Source organism: Bradyrhizobium sp. UFLA05-109 (assembly GCF_054185165.1).
The window spans coordinates 76141-93528 of record NZ_JBBIAR010000008.1 but is presented as its reverse complement, the minus strand read 5'-3'; the positions used below and the strand labels follow the sequence as shown (position 1 = coordinate 93528).

Sequence of the window (17388 nt, the reverse complement as noted above, 5' to 3'; positions counted from 1 at the left end):
ACAAAACCGGATCACAAGTGTTCTATCAGAGCCGGTGAACCCAATTCATCGAAACGAAAGAGCTGAAAGACCCGCTGGCCGTTGAAGTCGAGGATCCTCAAATCATCGGTCTCGTGCAGATTGCTTTCGACCGCCTGAAAGTGCCCGCCGTAGCGCGCTCTGGCGAGCGCCAAGGGAACCTCGAAGCCGACGAACTTTCCGATCCCCTTGTGCCTGAGCACCTCTATGAGTTTCTGGTCGTTCAGGGACTCGTGCGACGTGAGAATGAGCAGCGGACCGCTCGCGGTGAGCAGCAAAAGCGATTTCATTGGATCCTCCTTTGCGGCTGGATGAACTCAAGCGTCGCGTCCAGTCCAACGCGAGGACGGGTGGAGCGACTTGACCGCCGTAACGCGACGAGCGAAGGCGGATACCCATCAATCGCCGGGAACACGATGGGTTGCGCGGGGGCTCAACCCATCCTGCGTGCGTCCCACCGCCTGCATTCGCCCTACCTGATCTTCGCCAGGCACTCCTTGAGGTGATCGAGATCAGAACGAACCTGCGTCTCCATGGTATCTTGCAGTGCGTTTATGCCCCTGGCGGACAATTCTGCGGAGGCCTTCCTGTCCAGATTCTGCTTCCAATCCCGGATGGCTTGCCTGGTGGCCCTTTGGGCCTCCGACGTACCCTTGACGTACTCCTTCATGCAGGAGTCGACCGCCGAGCATGTCTGGCACTCCTGGGCGGCGGCCGGACTTGAAAGAAGCAGGGCGAGTATCACGGTAGGGGCTCTCATTGCTCATCCTCCCCGCCACAGCATAGCACGTTGGAGGGATGCCTGGGGACAACGCGCGGCTGCAAAGCGATCGGGGAACAGCTCCGTGGGGCGCGCACATGCGCCACGGGCCGCCATAAATTTTCCCTCACCTTCGCGTTGTCTTGATCACGACGGCGGCGGGAACTATCCTCTTCACGACCTTGGACTGCCGCACTCATTCCATTGACGCGGGACTGAATGGAGAGCGCATCGGTGCCTGAGACGCACGACCCCAGGCCGGACGACCCCAAGCCTGACGAGCCGAAGCCGGATGAACCGCAAGGCGCGCAGCGCGCCGACGGCGAGCTGACGCGGGCCTATGAACGGATCAAGAGCGCCAATGAAGAACTTGCGCGGCTGGACCGACTGGTTTCCGGATTGGAACGCGGCACCGATAGCCCGCCAGCGCCGCAGGCAAGCGCCAGTGCGGAACGAAGCGACCCTCCCCCGGACAAGGCACCGGCCGCGGAGAGCAAGGCTCGCCCTCAAAGCCCTCAAGGCCTGAAGGGAGACCGGCCCATGCTGCGCGCCTTCGTTGGCCTGTTGCTTGCGATAGGCATCCTCGGTGCTGCCTTCGCTTCGCAATATCGCGATGAGGCCAAGGCGATCATGGCACGATGGGCTCCGCCCGCCTCGGTTGCGCCCCCGGAGGTATCGGAGGTTCGCAGTCCGGCGCAGCCGCCAGCAGTCCAGCTCGCTGCTGCGGATGAGCAGACACCCGTGGCTATACCGGCGCCGCCGGTCCCCAAGGAACCCAACAAGGAAGCGAAAAAGCAAGCGGGGAGCGTTCCTCCAACCGGCGCCACACCGCCCGACCAGACATCCGCCGAGCTGGCACAATCGCTCAAGACTATCACGCAGTCGCTTGCGAGCATCAACGACAAACTCGAGCAACTGAAAAGCAGTCACGAGCAAACGCTTCGCGAGCAAGCCGACGCCATTCAACAACTCAAGACGGCGCAGGAGAAGGATGCGGGGGACAATGCGCGCCTCGCCGCGCAGGTCCAGGCGCTGCAGGCGCAGCTTGCTGCGTCATCTGCGAAACCCGCCAGCAGGCCCCTCATGAGGGAGAGCGACGTGGCTGCGCGCCCGCACATACAAGCAGCCGCACCCCGGCGATCCAGGCCGCCGCGAGGACCCTGGATGCCCCCGCCCTACATGATGGATCCTTACGGCTATCCGGATTGGTGAGCCTGCACGATCGCGCTCAGAAAAACCCCGGGCTGAGATCCAGCCCGTAGGTCAAGCTCAGCACGAACACGAACAGCAGAGCCGCGGCGAACAGCGTCATATGCCTGAGAATGAACCCACGCGGCGACTGCGTGGCAATGACAGTTTTCTGCGCAACGGGCATGACGCCTCCAGTATGATTTCAAAAAATGGCCGCACAAAATGCGGCGGCCGCATCAAGCAGCGCGATCTGCAAAGCAACCCTTAAAGAGATCACACCCGTTTTGAACGGCCGTACATAACAAAGCCGCGTAGGGGCTTTGGTTTCGGCCTCATGGTTCGAGACGCGCCGAAAGCGGCGCTACGGGCTGTCGGCAATGGCGTGATGATGACATCACGCCGGTGATTTGCCCGACGTGTCAACCGGATTCGAAAAATCCGCAAACAGCGTGCACCGGCCACCGGCTACTTTGCATGGGGTTGTTTTCGAGCTTTTTGTTTTGCTCCCCACCCTCAGGGGATCTCGTACACCGACACCCGATCCGCGATGCCGCTCAGCGTCACGCTGCGGCGCGTTGGCTGCAAGCCGCCCGCTTCGAGCAGGGCCTGCGCGCCGGCAGAATCCACCACCGGCTCAGTCACCACGATCGCGCGTGAGGCGGCAAGCCCCTGGACGCGCGAGGCGATGTTGACGGTCTGGCCAAAATAGTCCTGCTGGCCATTGAGGGTGACGGCGAGGCACGAGCCCTCGTGAATGCCCATCTTGAGCAGCAGACCCTGATGCTGGCGCTCGGCGCCGAGATCGCTCATCGCCTCGCGCATGCGGATGGCGGCCGCAATGGCCCGGTCGGGCGTCTCGAAGGTCGCCATCACGGCGTCCCCGATCGTCTTCACGATGGCGCCCCGTTCGGAGACGATGATCTCCTGCAAGAGGCGGAAATGCTCATTGACGAGATCGAAGGCAACGAGGTCGCCGACGTGCTCGTAGAGCCCGGTGGAGTCGCGCAAGTCCGAGAACAGGAAGGTCAGGCTGAGGATCTTCAGGCGCTGGCCGATGGCGAGCGTGTCGGTGCGGTAGAGATCGCGAAAGGTCTGGTTGGTGAGGAGACGCTTTGCCGTCAGCGCCGGCTTGCGCCGCGTCAGGAGATCATCGAGTGCCTTGTTCGCGACCCACACCGCCGGCAGCACGCGCCCGTCGGTGCGGTTGTCCAGCGCCAGCCGCAGCGGCCCGGGACGCAAGGTGACCGCCTCGGCGGGGGTCTCGGCCTTGTTGAAGATCATCGAGAGGTTTTGCCGCTCGCTGGTCTCCTCGCCCTTGATCTCGAGGAACTGTGCCGTATGCGTCACGGGATCGAACACGATCAGCGTACCTTCGGGCACATGCAGGGACAGGATGGCCCGCTCGCCCGGCGGCAGATCGAAGGTCTCAAGGGTAACCTCGCGCAGCAGCGTCTCAAGGTCGAGCGGAAGATCGATGGCCGAACTCCAGAAGATCTGCCGATAGTAGTCGGCCAAGGGCAGCTCGTCGGGATTGTGGGCCGCGATCTTGCGCACGCGCGGGCTGATCGTGAAGGTCACCTCGACCAGATTGTCGAGCGTCGTCTCATAGCCCGCGGCGCAGAAGGCGCAATGATAATGCGGACTGTTGAGGGTCTTCAGGCTCTTGTTGGCGGACAGCACACCGGCGCAGCTCGGGCAGATCACGCTCCAGGTCATCTCGGCCATGCCGAGCTGCACCGCGTGCAGAAGGCCTGCGACGACGCGTTCCTCATCGAGGCCGGCACGCACGGCGAGGTCGAGCGCGTTCATGCGGTTCAAGGCGTGGTCCGGCGCCTCCCGCACCATGCGCTCGAGCATGTCGACGACGCCTTCGTCGGCCGACTGACGCAACACACCAAACAGGGTTTCGATTTCGCTCATGCGATGATGTTACCTGAAAGCGGGCAAGCGGTAATCCGCTCCCTATCAGCTATGTTTCGCGAGGCAGGGCACAAGCCGTATCAGCCAAATGCTGCGTCACGATGATGGGAGGGACAGTGGCCGGATTTCCCTTGCTTTCCCTTCCCCGGCCCCTACGGTGCGCCCGCCAAGAAGGGGATGAGTTTGACGATGGACGATGCCATGACATGCCCGAGCTGCCATTCGGAGCATGCCTACCAGGATCGCGGTCTCTGGGTCTGCCCGGAATGCGCCCATGAATGGAGCGCGTCGACCGCGGCGGCCTCGGAAGCGGCGCAGGAGGCGGGCGTTCGCGATGCCAATGGCAACGCGCTTGCCGATGGCGACAGCGTCATCGTGATCAAGGACCTCAAGATCAAGGGATCGTCATCCGTCGTCAAAGGCGGCACCAAGGTCAGGAGCATCCGCCTCCAGGACGCCACCGATGGCCACAACATCGCCTGCAAGATCGACGGCATCGGCGCGATGAATCTGAAGTCGGAGTTCGTGCGGAAGGCGTAAAGCCGGCAGCATCGATGGAAGCGAGGACGGCCATGAACGGCAATCGCTACTACGGAGTTCGGGTCGAGGGCGCGAAATATGGCGTGGGCTTCGGCTCGGCCCTCGCCATCGCGATCTCTTACACCAAGAACCATTCGATCCTGTGGGCGATCATCCATGGCATCCTGGGCTGGCTCTACGTGATCTACGCCGCGCTGTTCGGCTGATCGACCCTCGGCCGACAGTTACTCGTTTACATTATTTCTGATTTACGGTATTTATCTCGCCAGGATCCGAGAGGCCGTCGGTAGCCCGGATGAGCGAAGCGACATCCGGGAAACCACGCAACAAGGTCCCGGATATCGCTATGCTTATCCGGGCTACGCACAGACCGCTCGTGCTACTTCAAAGCGGTCGCCAGCGCGGTGAGCTTCTCAACCAGATTGGTGCCTAGCGCATAGATGACTTCGATGATGGCAAGCGCGATGCCGGCGGCGATCAAGCCATACTCGATCGCGGTCGCGCCGGACTCGTCAGCTATAAATTTTGCAAAAATGCGCTTCAAAATCGTATCCTTTCCGGTTGTGCAAGGCATGGCTCGCACGCAATCGGATAGGATGCGCAATCTACGATTGCGTTAATTTGGGTCTGTCAATTTGACGATACGCGAGACGAAGACTGCGCCGGGGTCGTGCTTGCGGAATGAGCCGGCAGGATGGGGCTGGCTAACGGCGCAGGCCCACCCTGCTCTTTCGGATCCGGCTCAGCGCGCGGTGCCGGTCGTGACCGGCGCGGTCGTTGCGGTCGTCACTTTGGCGCGCGGCGTCAGCACGCTCACCTGGTGCGGAGACGGTGCGGTGGTGGCAGCCGCCTGCTGGTTCACATGCGCGGCGCCGAGCAGGCTCACCTGCACGGGCGAGGCCGGGAAGCCATTGGCTTCATAGCTCGGCAGCTCCGCGGCGAAGGCGGCAGCGACCGACATGGCGGCGGCTGCAATTGTTAACGAAATTGTCTTCACACCGAATCTCCTGGGTAGGACTTGAGATCCGGAGCTATGTTCTTATGCTGCAGCGCGGTAGCCTGTCTTGTTGCATTGCAACAATGCAGATTTCGCAGATGGTACAGGCCCGGCGTTCATCCTACCAAATCTCATCACATGCCCGCCACGCCCGCGACAAGCCGCAATCGCGATTTCAGCGCAAATAGGGCGGAGGTTGCAGCTTCATCGATTTGGGGAGTCATTTTGTAATGTTGAGTGCAGACCAGACCAAGCCGACCGGAAAATCCGGCCAGCGTAACCGTAAGAAAAAGACGAAGCAGACCCTGGCCGACGAGCAACACGCGACTGCAACGGATCAGTTGCCGGCTGCAGCGCCGGAGAGCAGTGAAGCGACCGAGCTGGAGACCGGCGTCGACCTCAATCCGCAGTTCCCGTCGACCGAGGTTTCTGCCGCCGAGACAACAAGCGTACCGGCCGCTTCGATGGAACTCGTTCCGGTCGGTGTTCGGGCGATCGCAGATGCCTATGGCGACTACACCAGGAGGTCACTTGAACACGCCTGGGCCTTCGTTGGGAAGCTTGCGAGCGCGCGCTCACCCGCGGAGGCGTTTGCGCTTCAGATGGAATTCGCGAAGCAGGCGTGTGAAAACTTCGTCGCAGAAACGCAGAAAATCGCCGACCTCCACGAACAACTGGTCAAGCAGAGGGTCGTAAACTTTGAAGGCTTCGTGGCCAGGATCACCCAAACCACGCTGGAAGTCCGCGCGACACGCCACTAGCTGGTAGTCCAAGATCCGGAACCGCAACGTCGCTCGCAAAAAAAAGAGACCGCCCGAAGGCGGTCTCACATCCCTCGGATCAAGGGGAACAGATCCAGAGGGATCTAGGCGCTTTCGGATATCTGCTCCTGCTCGGCCGGCTCATCCTCCTCCGTGGAGGAAACGCTACCCGCAGCTCCCATTCTGCGCTTCACCTGCTCGCATGTTTTGCGGACGTCCTCGGTGAACAGGGCGCATTCTTCGATCCTTTTGAAGATCTTGCGTCCTTCTTCACGATAACCCGCGGCCGTTTCGCGCATATACGCGATCGCATCATGCACCTGCGCTGTCAGCGCCTCGCACTTTTGCGCAGCGCCGATCAACTCGGCTCCCATCGCCTCGATCTCTTTTGCGGCGGATTCATAATCGCGAATGACCGCCTCTGCGCTGAGGGCCCCTACGCGCGTGACCCCCTCCGTGTGTTCGACATAATCAGGCAATGCAATTGAAGCTAATGAACTTCCCTGGCGAACCGAAGCAATGTCCGCCTCAAGTTGAACCAGGTTTACCGAGTCCTTTCTTCGCAATTGTTCAACACTTGCCATAGGTAGGTTCTCCCGATACGCGCCCCGAACAACCCCAACTCACCCAATGTATTACGGGGACAACCCGCCTTCTAACTGTATATGCTGTTGACGGCCCGAAGTTTGCCGTATTTTCGCAACATCCAGATAGACACGCAAAGATGATTATGCATCATATTCTCAACCTGTCGGCGAGACGAGGCACATCTCCTCCGATCCGGTTTGATGCGTGCGCGCGAGCACCGTAAACACAGCATCGACTGCCAGCCGAACCGCAGTCTCGACCACTGAGCCCCTCGCAAGCCCGGCCGCCAGGAGTCCCGACAGCAGATCACCCGTCCCGCAAGGCCGGATCGGCAGCCGTGCTGTCGCAAAGCGCGAAAGTTTTTCGTCCTGGCAGAGGATCGTCTCCACCTGCCCTGCTTGTGTATCGGCGAGCGTGCAGCCGGTCGCGATGACGCCTCGCGGGCCCTGCGCCGCGATGGCAGCGCTCGCGGCCAGCAAGCTCGGGGCATCCTTCACCGCAATACCGGACAGCAGCTCCAGCTCGAACTGGTTTGGCGTAATGAAGCTTGCAGACGGCATAAGCCGCTTGCGGATCACATCCAAAATGCCCTCGGCGACGTAGATCTTGCCGTCGTCCCCGATCACGGGATCGCAGAGATAGATAAGCTTTGGATTTCGTCGCAGCGCGCGCTCGACGAAATCGGCGATGACCTCTGCGTTTGCAATCGAGCCGAGATAGCCGGTGAGAACGACGCTTCCCCGCTCGATCAGGCCCCGCTCCTCGACGCCGAGCAGGAGATCGGCCACGAGATCCGCATCCAGCACGCGGCCGTGCAGCGTCGGATAACGCGGGTGGTTCGACAGCAATGTCGTCGGCACCGCCGCGACGTTCACGCCCTCCGACTGCATGGGATAGACGGCGGCCGAGTTGCCGACATGGCCGTGAACGACTTGGCTTTGAATAGAGATGACGAGCATGTGCGCAATTTCACTTTGAGGATTTGTGGAGCGAAAGCGATACCCATCAATTGCTCCACGAAGATGATACCTTTCGCAAGGTGCAACCGCGCCCCTGTGCTGAGGTGGATGCGTTGTCGCGCAGGAAAAAGAGACTATAGTCCTTCGCTGCTGCCACACCGGACGTGCCGAACTCCGCCTCGCTTTCAGGCAGCTTGCATGCCGTCGGCAGGCTTGATCCTCGCCCTTGCGGGCGCCTTTTTCAAAAAGCTGATTGCTCGCTCATCACCCAACGGAGGGAACGATGCCATTGTTCATCACCTACGTCTCCTATTCGAACGCCGGCGTGAAGGGTCTCGTCGACAAGCCGTCGGACCGCACCGAGGTCGTCAACACGTTGGTCGAGAAGGCCGGCGGCAAACTGCTCGGCGCATTCATGACCACCGGCGCGCATGATGCCGTGATCGTCACCGACATGCCGGACGGCTCCGATGCCATCGCCGTCGGCATGGCGGCAGCTGCAAGCGGTGCGGTGGCGAAGATTGAAACGGTGCGCGCATGGAAGATGGGCGAGTTCAAGTCGGTTGCGGAAAAGGCCTCGCGCCTCGCCGCCGCCTACAAGCCGCCGGGCAAATAAAGTCGGCGATGGCGCGCGATGCTGGCGGCCTTGGCACTATCTGCATATCGTCATGGCCGGGCGCGTCCCGGCCATCCACGTCTTTTCGTGCAGCAGCGCTGCGTTAACAGTTTGCATTAAGCGAAGTCACACTTCCTCATTTCGTGTGCAACAATTCTCGATTAAGGTCGACGCAACCGGGCAGAACGTTTGAGCTCGTGCCGATTTTGAAATTCCCGGGGCTGGCTTTGCGGTACCTACTTTAATTGCTCTGCGCTTTATGACTTCAAAGGCCGCCGCGAGGCGGCCTTTTTGTTTTAGGCATCGTGATCGTGCGAGGCTCAGCGACTGCTGACTCTGCGGAGCGCTGCAGGGAACCCGCGCGTGTCCGCCGGGACACACTCGCGTTGAAAAGCTCCGTCCTCGCCTTTTGTGCCATTGCGCCGCCATATCCTCGCCCGAACAATTGCTGCGTCGCATGCTTGGCTGTTGCAATCGGGTTCCGGCAGGAGCTTTTGGAGGCTGGGATGATGAACGATCAGCGCTCTCTCATCGTGGCGGTGTCGTGCCCCGCGGCGGTTCTCGCGGGTTCCTTTGCGATCTGGCTTGCCGCGGTTTCCCCGGAGGCAATCCAGAACAGCAGCGCCAACGTCGCTGCGGACTCCTCCGCACCAGCTCTCGCCGCGCACAGCGAACCTGCCGAAGTCCCGCGCGCTGCGACCGAGTCCGTCGCCGTGACCGACGTGCCGACGATCGCGCTGCCGGCAGTGAGCACAACGACCGACGCGGTACCGGCCGGGACCACAACCGAGCCCGTCGTCAAACTTGCATCGGCCGATCCCGCGCCAATCCTGCCGGCGGAAACGCCGCCGCAGCTCACTAGTTCAAGCACGCCGGAGCCCGTCACCGCCACCCAGACGCCCGAGCCGGCCGTCAAGGTCGCGTCCGCCGATCCGACTGATGTGCTGCCTACGGAGACGCCGCCGCTCGCCGCAGCGATCGCGACCACGCCGGAGCCCGTCGCAACCGACGCGAAAGCAACCACGCAGGAAAGTCCGGATCCTCTCGAAGCCGCCGACGAATGCCTCGTCGTCGACGTCTGCATCGACCGCTATCTCTGGGCGCTGTATCAGCGCACGCCCAAGGAAGATTCGATCAAGGAGCAGGAGCGCCGCAGCGTCACGATCAAGCGGCGCGGCAGGACGGTGACGGTCATGCGGAGCTTCACCAAGCTCGTCGACGAGGATTTCGCCTGGAAGGATCCGAAGGCCGCGGACAAAGCGGGCATGTCGCTGATGGACTACGTGATCGGCGGCATGGACCGCGACTTCAAGCTCAAGCTGTTCCATGCGCTTCACGCCGCACAGGCGGCGGGCCTCGAACCCGGCATCACCAGCGCCTTCCGTGACGATTACCGCCAGTCGATCGCGAGCGGGCTGAAAGCCGCCTCCAATCGGTCGTATCATGGCGGTAGCTCTCGCGGCGGTTACGGCCATGGCCTCGCCGCCGACATCGTCAGCGTCAAGGGCGAGAACCGCGCGCAGCGCTGGGTCTCGACCGAGGCGCTCTGGAAATGGGTCGATGCCAACGGCAAGGCGCTTGGCATCGGGCGCCCCTATCTCGACCACGATCCGCCGCATGTCGGCCCGATTGACGGCCAGGAATACGTCTCCCGCCGCGGCGGCGCGAACTCCAGGCAGGCCGCAGCCGAGGCAAAGCCGCACAAGAAGGTTGCTGCGAGGAAGCTCGCGGCCGCGCGCGCGGCCAAGCGAACCGCTGCACGCAGCTCCGCAAAACAGCCGCAGGCGGCTAGAGCCTCGAAGGTCCGCACGGGCTGAGCAGGTAGCCGCGTAGGCCGTTTACCTCTGCGGAACCGGCGCCGGCGGCCGCACAGACGACCGAGGCGCTCCGGTGGACTTCGAGGATTTCGCGGACGCGCGCGGCTTTCCGGCAGGTGGGCTGTCAACACTCTCCAGATAGGCGGCGAGCGCCTTCGCCGAATCAGGTCCGCTCGCATAATGGTCCTTCAGGAACCAATAGAGCGTGAAGCTGAAACGTCCCTTGGCAAGCCCGCGCGGGCTGCGGTGGCAGCTCGCGCAACCATCGGCAAACAGTTTCTGCGGCGGCTTGCCCTCGTCGAGATTTTGCGCGCGCGCAATGGTCGCGGTCAGCAGGACTGCCGCGGCCACGGTACACAGGGGCGCGACCAACCCGCGCGCCGATCGATCAGATGACGTCAAAATCGTCCCCTACCCCAATCCAGCGGCCGGTCAGGCCGCCAGTAACGCCTCGAACTCGGCTGGGGCGTAGGCCTTGCCATCCTGGTCGGTGATCACGACCTGCCAGCCTTCGCTCGCCCACACCCGCGCCTTCGCCACGATCATAAGCCGGCTCTCGCGCTCGAACCTATACGTCTCATTGTCGCGTTCTGCGACCATCTTGTAAGCCACTATCGTCCCCGTCGCACGTCCCCGCACCCACCTTTCACGTGCCAGCGGGCTTTGGCGGCAATTCGCCGGGAGCATGGCAATTTGGTGCCGTCCAGAGCATCGTGCAGCCTCGCGACCGCCGCCGCGGCACGCGAAACCATCACTTCATGGATGTCGGACGCGCTGGGCGGCGGTCAATGCACGCGAATGACGTGTGGACGGCCGAGGTCGATCAATCCTTGCACCGCCGAGAGGCGGTCTTCCAATGCTGCAATCGTCACAAGCAAATTATTGCGCCGCTCGTCCAAGATACCTTTTTCGGCGTCGGACAATTTCGTCCGCGTCCGCTGCTGGTCGAGATCAAGAAGCGAGCCGCGATAGCCTGCAATCACACGCGCGAGCTGCTTCGCCTCCTTCGACATCGACTTCATCGCGACATTCTGCCGGCGCGTCCCCGAATGGCCGTGCTGTCTCATCATCATCCTCCCGTAAGCCCCTTGCCCCGAGTGGACGAAAAAAAGCATCCGGTAAAGTTGTTACGTTCGATGAAATCTACCTCTGCGTAATTGCCTCAAATTGTGCAGGCCGCAAAGGAAAAGCCCGGCTCTCGGCCGGGCTTTCGCCGTGATCAGTGCCGCTGTCGGCCCGGAGGCCCACCGGCCGGCGCGCCGCCGCCATGCGGCGCCGCATTGATATGCGGGGCACCGCCGCCACCACCGCCGACATGGGGTGCAGGCGCTGCTGCGCGCGGAGCTGGCATCTGCGCATGCGCATTCATCGGCGGGCCGTGGCTGATATTGGGTTGCGCGACGTGCGGCATCGCGGGACGTGCCGCGGGCGCGGCCGAGACGCGCGGCGCCTGATGGCCGCGCGCGATCTGCGGCTGCGGGCGTGCCATCGGTTGCGCGCGGGCAGCGGCGCGAGCGTTCTCGCGGGCAGCGGCGCGTGCATTCTCATGCGTTGCACGCACCGCGTTCTCATGCGTCATCCGCGCCTGAGCCTCCGCCGGGCGGCCGCGGATCTCGCGTGCCTGCGATTGCTCGCGCGTCACACGCGCGGCTTCGCCGGCGCGGGTCCCGCCTCCGACTGCTATCGCACCTTCGCGCGTCGCGGCACGGCCGATGCGCGCGGCCCGCGGATCGAGCGTCATCCGCGTTGCATTGCGCTCACGCGATGTCCAGTAGTTCGACCAGTAGTCTCGGCGGTGATACCAGGGCCGGCCCGCATAGTAGTTCGACCAGTACGAGCTCAGCACGAACGGCACCACAGGCACATCGACCTCGTCGACATAGTCGGGCAGATAGACGTAGTGGTTCCGGTAGAGATATTCGAGATACTGCGACGACACCCAACCGCGATCATCCGACCAGCTCACGTCGCACCAGGCCATGCCGTCAAGGCAGCCGTGAACGTTGACGCGGGAGCCTCCGGGAATGCGATCGACCATCGGAAAGCCGGGCCCCGGCCCTGCCCTCAATCCGACGGACGCGGTGACGATGCCGGGCGCCGCAAGCGCGGCGGTCGGCGCGAGCAGCATGGCTGCAGCAAAAGCAAGTCTAAGCTTCATGGCGTGATCCTCCTCATGCGAGCAGGAACGTTCGAGCGCAACGAGCGTTCCGCGCCATCGCGTCGAACCAGCCGAAAGATGAAAAGGCCGAGGCGCACGGGTTCAATATTCATCCGCCATTCATCGCGCGCCCATTGAAGAGTAGCCCGCTCCTCGTTCAATTCACCTGCAGCATGAAGCGGTCGAAGAACGCCGCCAGCTCCGCGTAGGCATCGAGCGGCAGCACATGTGCGACGTATTGGTCCGGCCGCACCACGATCATGCATCCCGCATTGCGATCGATCCCGCGCATCGCAAAGATGTCGTGACCGTCCTTGAGATCGGGGCAGAACACCTTCTCGTAGTCGCGAAGTCCGTACCGTCCCTTGGTTGGCAGAAGCAGTGACGGCATCGCGCCGATCGTGAGCTCGTGGTGATCCTGTTGGAACACCGCCCGCACATCGATCACGGAGTCGATATCGGCATCCCCAGGCGTATAGCGTCGCAGCGGGGACTCCCGTCCCTGGCTCAGGAAATTGCAGAACGCGGCAATTGCGCCGGCGCCCGCCGCGGGGTTGCCTGCGCCCGCAAAGGCAAAGATGCGCCAGCGGCCGTCGGCCCTGGCGACGTGGCCGAGGTGAACGCGTTTTGCGTCGGCAAGGCGGATGACCGGCGCGGAATGAAAGCGCTTACCGATCACGAAACCGCTGGCCAGATGCTGATGCGTGGTGTTGCCGGTGAGAAGACCCGGCGGATAATGCGTTGCCGTCCCCGCGGTGTAGCGACCGTGGCGGACAAAATAGTCCTGGGTCTTGGCCGCATCCGCGGCTTTGCCGTCGCCCTTGACCGAGGCAAGGATCGTCGCCCATTCGCGATCGAACTCGATCAGCTCTTTTGCCACCGCCTGGCGTTCGGCCGAATAGCTGTGCAGAAGGTGCGGCGCGCACTGCCTGCGCAGCACTGCGGCGAGCTTCCAGCCCAGATTGAAAGCGTCCTGCATCGAGACGTTCATGCCCTGCCCCGCCTTCGGGCTGTGGGTGTGGCAGGCATCGCCGGCGATGAAGATGCGCGGCAGCCGTGTCGCAGTCTCCGCCTCAGGTACGTCGTCGAACTTGTCTGTCAGGCGCTGGCCGATCTCGTAGACCGACCACCAGGCGATCTCCTTCACCTCGAGCGTGTAGGGATTGAGAATGCGGCGAGCCTTCGCGATCAAATCGTCGGAGGTGATGTTACGGTTCGCAACACGCTCGCCAACATCGAGCGTCGTCAGCTCGACATAGAGGCGCACGAGGTAGCCGCCCTCGCGCGGGATAACGAGGATGCTGCCGTCATTGGCCGACTGGATCAGCGCCTTGAAACGGATGTCGGGAAAGTCGGTCACCGCGAGCACGTCCATCACGCCCCAGGCGTGGTTGGCGGAATCGCCGTGCAGCTCACGGCCGATGAATTTGCGCACGGTGGAGCGCGCGCCATCGCAGCCGACGACATAGCGCGCCTTCACGGTTTCGATCTCTCCCTCGTGACCGAGATCGACCCGCTCCAGCCTCACCGTAACCGCATGATCCTCGAAGCGCACCGCGGGATCGACATGGAGATCGATGAGACGCCGCGCGTAATGCGGTTCGAGCTTGGTTGGGGACTTGCGCATGACGTCGAGAAAGCCGTCATGCACGCGCGCCTGGTTCAGGATGACATGCGGAAATTCGGACAGCCCGTCCTCGACGTCCTGCACCCGGCCGCTGCGCACGATGTTTGCGCTGTGCTTGTCGTCGGCTTTCCAGAACGTCGTCTCGTTGACCCAATAGGCCTCCTTCAGCACCCGCTCGGCAAAGCCGTAAGCGTGGAACATTTCCATGGTGCGGCAGGCGACGCCGTCGGCCTGGCCGACGAGAAGACGGTCGGGCTTCTGCTCGACGATGCAGGTCTTGACGTCGGGAAACGCGGCGAGCTGCGCCGCGAGTGTGAGTCCTGCTGGACCGCAACCGACGATCAAAACGTCGACCTCATCCGGAACGGAGCCGGTAGCGCCAGAGGCCTGAATGCGCTCTGCGGGGTCGGCGATATCGGGCTCGCCCGGCAAAAATCCGTTGAGATGGAACTGCATGAGACCTGCTCCTCCCGTGTTGCGCGTTAAGCGGACCGTGTTAGGCCCTTCTTCAATATTGCTCAGTATACTGACTATCAGTATACTCGTCAATATCCACCACTCAGGAGGAACCGGTGAAAGACAACAACGACATGCCCGGCCATCTCGCCCGTCGCTTTCAGCAGATTGCAGTCGCGGTGTTCCTCGCCGAGGTGGAGGACGCAGGCTTCGATCTCACGCCCGTGCAATATGCGGCGCTCGCGACCATCAAGGCCAATCCCGGGCTCGACCAGGTGACGTTAGCGGGCCTGATCGCCTACGACCGCACGACCATCACGGGCGTGATCGATCGCCTCGTGCAGAAGGGCCTCGTCGAGCGTCGTGCCAGCAGCCGCGACCGGCGCGCACGCGAACTCGAGATCACCGACGAGGGACGCAAGGCGCTGCGTGCGATCACGCCGGCAGTCGAAGCGGCGCAGCGGATCATGCTGCGCGGCCTGACCGACAAGGAAGCCAACGAATTGATGCGGCTCTTGCGCAAGGCGATCGCCGCGGGCAACGAGCTCAGCCGTGCACCGCTGCGCGAAGCGCCGACGTGAGCCCGCTCAGGTCTTCAGCCTCAGCCGGCCCATGAAATCGCGTTTTCCCAGCGGCGCGCCCTTGTGGCGGAGGATGGCGTAGGTCGTGGTCGCATGGAAAAAGAAGTTCGGCAGCGAGAACGACATCAGAAACCCCTCCGCGGTGAAGGGCACAGTGCGGTCACCAACCTTGAAGGTGACATCGCGGCCGATCAGAGCATCGACAGCCTCGGGTGTCAGAGCAGAGATCTCGTTGCGGGCCTCGGTCACCAGCGCCTGAAGCGCGGCGTAGTCGTGATCGGGGTTGATGCTCGGTGGGACGAACACCCCGTCCCTCGCCGCCGCGAGCGCGCCGCGCGAATGATGCGCGACCGAGGCGACCTGGGCGCGCAGCGGCCACATGTCCGGCGCAAGGCGGGTCTCCACAACCTCGGCCGGATCGATGCCCTTCTCCTTGAAATGGACAAGGCTCTTGTCGAGGAAGCCGCCAACCGCTCCGAGGATCTGGAGATAATTGGCAACCGTTGCGTCGTAGAGCGAAAAGGCCATGGCGTAACTCCCCAGTTGGATCTCGCCGGGATAGAGTTCCCGCAAATCCTCACCGATTGCAATCGTTACCCAAGTTTGTCGCAGCGCGGCGAAACCTGGAACTAACTTTCGGCTGCTACCGTCGCTCCGTTCTGCGCTTAACGCGCGATTAACTTTGCGATCGGGGGCCTTGGATGTTCAGGTTCGTCATGGTGGCCGCAGCCGCACTGCTCTTTTCCGGGCAGGCGCTCGCAAACGGACATGGCTCGGATGCTCCCCCGCCGCCAAAGCCCGACGCCACGACCGCGCCGGCGCGCGTGATCCTGACCAAGCAAGGCCCAAAGCTCGTCGATCTCAAGGGTATGACGCTGTATTACTACGAGCGTGACACCAGCGGCAAGACGTCGAACTGCGACGGCAAATGTACCCAGAGCTGGACGCCGCTGTCAGCGCCAACCGACGCCAAGGCGGTCGGCGACTTTACCGTGATCACCCGCAACGACGGCAGCAAGATGTGGGCCTACCGCTATCGCCCGCTCTATACGTCTCCCGCCGACAAGGAGCCCGGCGACACCAATGGCAACGCCACGACCTTGCAATGGCGAATTGCCCGGCCTGACGAGTAGCAGGGCCGCCCGGACCTCAGTGACTAGAACTGCTCGCGACCTTCGCATGAGGCACGGAATCGACGGAAGCGTAGTTCGCCTCCGGATTCCAGTGCACCGCCACGTACAGGATCAATCCCGCGAGGATTGAGCCGTAAAAGCCGACGCTCGCCCACCGCCATTTTCGCGCAATGCGGCGGTCGCCCTCATTCAATTGATGAAAGAATTTTTGCATGGTGCCTCCGATGGCAGCTAGCCCCTGAGGCATAGCGCACGCGCGGCAAATCCGCTGTGAGGCAGTTCACGTTTTGCGGCTCGAGAACGTAGGAGGGCCCGGTCAACGCGCGCCGGGCCCAACGAGCTCAACGAACTCCGCAGCTACCCGCTTACCCGCGGAAGCCATCTCCCGCGCCGGTTTGCGCCGTTCGTCCCGGTGGCAGCACCACCACGGTCGACCCCATCTTCACCCGGTCGTAGAGATCAATGACATCCTCGTTGCGCATCCGGATGCAGCCGGACGAAATCGCCTGACCGATATATTCCGGCTGGTTGGTGCCGTGGATGCGATAGAGCGTGTCCTTGTTTCCGGCGTAGAGGTAAAGCGCCCGCGCGCCGAGCGGATTGGCCGCGCCGCCCGGAACGCGCGAAGGATAAGGCCCGAGCCGCTCCTGGATCTCCGGTGTCGGGATCCAGTCCGGCCAGGCGGCCATCTTCCCGACCCGCGCCACGCCGGAAAACGCCATGGCCTCCTCGCCGACGGCCACACCGTAGCGGATCGCCTTGCCTTCGGGCAGGACGTAGTAGAGATAGCGCGCATCGGTATCTACCAGGATCGTGCCCGGCTGCTCCTTGCGCGAATAGTCGACGATATGGCGGAGATATTGTTCGGGCACGTTCGCCTGCGCGTAAGGCGTATGCGCGAGCAATTGCCGGTCGCGTGGCGTCATGCTCGCGCTATTGGATGGCGACAGTGTCGCCTGCATGCAACCGCCCAGCGGCAGCAACGCGGCTACCAGTATTGCGATAGAGGATTTTTGCACAGCCTGCCCCAGGTTGCGCCCCCAACCATGTACATCTGCTGCCCAAATCGTGCTGAAAAAATGGCGGCGTGACGGGAAAACCGACAAGTCTTCGTGGAGCCAGAGTTCCGCCCGGACATCCGGCAAAGGGGGCGGCCCCACACTCTCCTTCCCGCCGCCTTGCTTTGGTCAAACCCGGCTGGACTCGTGCGCACTGGGGGCGGAGGACCGACTGATCTCTTTCAATCGGCTCGCGCGAATGCGGACG

The 17388-nt window shown here is 62.7% G+C and carries 24 protein-coding genes; 8 read left to right on the top strand and 16 right to left on the bottom strand.

Annotation, left to right across the window (positions count from 1 at the left end; all coding sequences use genetic code 11):
* Positions 1 to 11 precede the first annotated feature (11 nt).
* Together Q3C01_RS07835 and Q3C01_RS07830 are read right to left on the bottom strand one after the other, a co-directional pair.
* A complete protein-coding gene (locus Q3C01_RS07835; protein ID WP_458144743.1) occupies positions 12 to 308 on the bottom strand; it encodes a cytosolic protein in 297 nt (98 codons plus the stop codon).
* 182 nt (positions 309 to 490) lie between these two features.
* The gene (locus Q3C01_RS07830) at positions 491 to 778 is read right to left on the bottom strand and encodes a hypothetical protein (RefSeq protein WP_458144742.1); all 288 of its coding nucleotides are present in this window, start codon (positions 776 to 778) and stop codon (positions 491 to 493) included.
* A gap of 234 nt (positions 779 to 1012) precedes the next feature.
* Here Q3C01_RS07830 and Q3C01_RS07825 point away from each other — a divergent pair, with 234 nt between their 5' ends.
* Positions 1013 to 1990 carry a hypothetical protein gene (locus Q3C01_RS07825; protein WP_458144741.1) on the top strand — a complete coding sequence of 326 codons (978 nt, stop codon included), beginning with the start codon at positions 1013 to 1015 and terminating at the stop codon, positions 1988 to 1990.
* Positions 1991 to 2006: 16 nt separating this feature from the next.
* On the opposite strand, the gene Q3C01_RS07820 is transcribed toward Q3C01_RS07825, so the two are convergent.
* Together Q3C01_RS07820 and Q3C01_RS07815 are read right to left on the bottom strand one after the other, a co-directional pair.
* A complete protein-coding gene (locus Q3C01_RS07820; RefSeq protein ID WP_458144740.1) occupies positions 2007 to 2153 on the bottom strand; it encodes a hypothetical protein in 147 nt (48 codons plus the stop codon).
* Positions 2154 to 2482: 329 nt separating this feature from the next.
* On the bottom strand, positions 2483 to 3889 hold the full coding sequence (locus tag Q3C01_RS07815; RefSeq protein WP_458144739.1) for an adenylate/guanylate cyclase domain-containing protein: 1407 nt from the start codon (positions 3887 to 3889) through the stop codon (positions 2483 to 2485).
* Between the two features lie 189 nt (positions 3890 to 4078).
* On the opposite strand from Q3C01_RS07815, the gene Q3C01_RS07810 reads away from it, so the two are divergent.
* Positions 4079 to 4429, top strand: a complete 351-nt coding sequence (locus Q3C01_RS07810; protein WP_458144738.1) for a zinc ribbon domain-containing protein YjdM — start codon at positions 4079 to 4081, stop codon at positions 4427 to 4429.
* 32 nt (positions 4430 to 4461) lie between these two features.
* Positions 4462 to 4635, top strand: coding sequence for a hypothetical protein (locus Q3C01_RS07805; RefSeq protein WP_016840760.1), 174 nt, complete (start codon positions 4462 to 4464; stop codon positions 4633 to 4635).
* 173 nt (positions 4636 to 4808) lie between these two features.
* Here the strand turns inward: Q3C01_RS07805 and Q3C01_RS07800 are convergent, their stop codons facing one another.
* Together Q3C01_RS07800 and Q3C01_RS07795 are read right to left on the bottom strand one after the other, a co-directional pair.
* Complete coding sequence (locus Q3C01_RS07800; protein WP_449382110.1) at positions 4809 to 4973, bottom strand: Flp family type IVb pilin; 165 nt, start codon at positions 4971 to 4973, stop codon at positions 4809 to 4811.
* A 198-nt stretch (positions 4974 to 5171) separates the two neighbouring features.
* Positions 5172 to 5426, bottom strand: a complete 255-nt coding sequence (locus tag Q3C01_RS07795) for a hypothetical protein (RefSeq protein ID WP_458144737.1) — start codon at positions 5424 to 5426, stop codon at positions 5172 to 5174.
* Positions 5427 to 5656: 230 nt separating this feature from the next.
* On the opposite strand from Q3C01_RS07795, the gene Q3C01_RS07790 reads away from it, so the two are divergent.
* Complete coding sequence (locus tag Q3C01_RS07790) at positions 5657 to 6187, top strand: phasin family protein (protein ID WP_458144736.1); 531 nt, start codon at positions 5657 to 5659, stop codon at positions 6185 to 6187.
* A gap of 104 nt (positions 6188 to 6291) precedes the next feature.
* Here Q3C01_RS07790 and Q3C01_RS07785 read toward each other — a convergent pair whose 3' ends face one another.
* The gene (locus Q3C01_RS07785; RefSeq protein WP_458144735.1) at positions 6292 to 6771 is read right to left on the bottom strand and encodes a hypothetical protein; all 480 of its coding nucleotides are present in this window, start codon (positions 6769 to 6771) and stop codon (positions 6292 to 6294) included.
* Between the two features lie 159 nt (positions 6772 to 6930).
* On the bottom strand, positions 6931 to 7734 hold the full coding sequence (pdxY, locus tag Q3C01_RS07780; RefSeq protein ID WP_458144734.1) for a pyridoxal kinase: 804 nt from the start codon (positions 7732 to 7734) through the stop codon (positions 6931 to 6933).
* A 283-nt stretch (positions 7735 to 8017) separates the two neighbouring features.
* Here pdxY and Q3C01_RS07775 point away from each other — a divergent pair, with 283 nt between their 5' ends.
* Positions 8018 to 8350, top strand: a complete 333-nt coding sequence (locus tag Q3C01_RS07775; RefSeq protein ID WP_458144733.1) for a GYD domain-containing protein — start codon at positions 8018 to 8020, stop codon at positions 8348 to 8350.
* A gap of 509 nt (positions 8351 to 8859) precedes the next feature.
* Positions 8860 to 10167 (top strand): hypothetical protein, encoded by a 1308-nt coding sequence (locus Q3C01_RS07770; RefSeq protein WP_458144822.1) that lies wholly within the window; start codon positions 8860 to 8862, stop codon positions 10165 to 10167.
* Between the two features lie 21 nt (positions 10168 to 10188).
* Here Q3C01_RS07770 and Q3C01_RS07765 read toward each other — a convergent pair whose 3' ends face one another.
* From Q3C01_RS07765 to Q3C01_RS07745, 5 genes are all read right to left on the bottom strand, one after another.
* The gene (locus Q3C01_RS07765; RefSeq protein WP_458144732.1) at positions 10189 to 10569 is read right to left on the bottom strand and encodes a hypothetical protein; all 381 of its coding nucleotides are present in this window, start codon (positions 10567 to 10569) and stop codon (positions 10189 to 10191) included.
* A 30-nt stretch (positions 10570 to 10599) separates the two neighbouring features.
* Positions 10600 to 10779: a hypothetical protein gene (locus tag Q3C01_RS07760; RefSeq protein WP_458144828.1), complete on the bottom strand. Its 180-nt coding sequence runs from the start codon at positions 10777 to 10779 to the stop codon at positions 10600 to 10602.
* A 173-nt stretch (positions 10780 to 10952) separates the two neighbouring features.
* Entirely contained in the window at positions 10953 to 11234 is a 282-nt protein-coding gene (locus Q3C01_RS07755) for a hypothetical protein (RefSeq protein ID WP_458144731.1), read from the bottom strand.
* A gap of 152 nt (positions 11235 to 11386) precedes the next feature.
* Entirely contained in the window at positions 11387 to 12325 is a 939-nt protein-coding gene (locus Q3C01_RS07750) for an SH3 domain-containing protein (protein WP_458144730.1), read from the bottom strand.
* A gap of 157 nt (positions 12326 to 12482) precedes the next feature.
* Entirely contained in the window at positions 12483 to 14408 is a 1926-nt protein-coding gene (locus Q3C01_RS07745; protein WP_458144729.1) for an FAD-binding monooxygenase, read from the bottom strand.
* Positions 14409 to 14524: 116 nt separating this feature from the next.
* Between Q3C01_RS07745 and Q3C01_RS07740 the strand changes: the two genes are divergently transcribed.
* Positions 14525 to 14989 (top strand): MarR family winged helix-turn-helix transcriptional regulator, encoded by a 465-nt coding sequence (locus Q3C01_RS07740; protein WP_458144728.1) that lies wholly within the window; start codon positions 14525 to 14527, stop codon positions 14987 to 14989.
* A 6-nt stretch (positions 14990 to 14995) separates the two neighbouring features.
* On the opposite strand, the gene Q3C01_RS07735 is transcribed toward Q3C01_RS07740, so the two are convergent.
* A complete protein-coding gene (locus Q3C01_RS07735) occupies positions 14996 to 15517 on the bottom strand; it encodes a DUF1993 domain-containing protein (RefSeq protein WP_458144727.1) in 522 nt (173 codons plus the stop codon).
* A 173-nt stretch (positions 15518 to 15690) separates the two neighbouring features.
* Here Q3C01_RS07735 and Q3C01_RS07730 point away from each other — a divergent pair, with 173 nt between their 5' ends.
* Positions 15691 to 16122 (top strand): COG4315 family predicted lipoprotein, encoded by a 432-nt coding sequence (locus tag Q3C01_RS07730; protein ID WP_458144726.1) that lies wholly within the window; start codon positions 15691 to 15693, stop codon positions 16120 to 16122.
* Positions 16123 to 16138: 16 nt separating this feature from the next.
* On the opposite strand, the gene Q3C01_RS07725 is transcribed toward Q3C01_RS07730, so the two are convergent.
* Entirely contained in the window at positions 16139 to 16336 is a 198-nt protein-coding gene (locus Q3C01_RS07725) for a hypothetical protein (protein ID WP_458144725.1), read from the bottom strand.
* A 151-nt stretch (positions 16337 to 16487) separates the two neighbouring features.
* Positions 16488 to 17084 (bottom strand): L,D-transpeptidase, encoded by a 597-nt coding sequence (locus Q3C01_RS07720; RefSeq protein WP_458144724.1) that lies wholly within the window; start codon positions 17082 to 17084, stop codon positions 16488 to 16490.
* Positions 17085 to 17388: the final 304 nt, after the last annotated feature.